Source organism: Bacillus sp. SIMBA_008, assembly GCF_046535495.1.
Lineage (GTDB): Bacteria > Bacillota > Bacilli > Bacillales > Bacillaceae > Bacillus > Bacillus subtilis.
This window is the reverse complement of sequence record NZ_JAWRWL010000545.1, coordinates 1-268: the sequence shown is the minus strand read 5'-3', so window position 1 is coordinate 268 and position 268 is coordinate 1. Positions and strand designations below refer to the sequence as shown.

1 pseudogene is annotated in these 268 nt (G+C 54.5%); it reads right to left on the bottom strand.

Features of this window, described 5'->3' with window-relative positions:
• Window positions 1-268, bottom strand: a pseudogene (locus SB658_RS24380) (dihydroxy-acid dehydratase domain-containing protein); the annotation flags it as partial.

Sequence of the window (268 nt, the reverse complement as noted above, 5' to 3'; positions counted from 1 at the left end):
CCGTTTTCTACGAATGCGAGCGGGCCGCCTTCAGCCGCTTCAGGTGATACGTGCCCGATTGAAAGACCCCGGGACGCTCCTGAAAAACGGCCGTCTGTAATAAGCGCCACTTTCGGGCCAAGCCCCATCCCGACAATCTGAGACGTCGGAGCAAGCATCTCCGGCATGCCCGGTCCGCCTTTTGGCCCTTCATAACGGATAATGACAACATCTCCTTCTTTTACTTTGCGGTTTATAATACCTTCAAGCGCGGCATCCTGAGAATCAA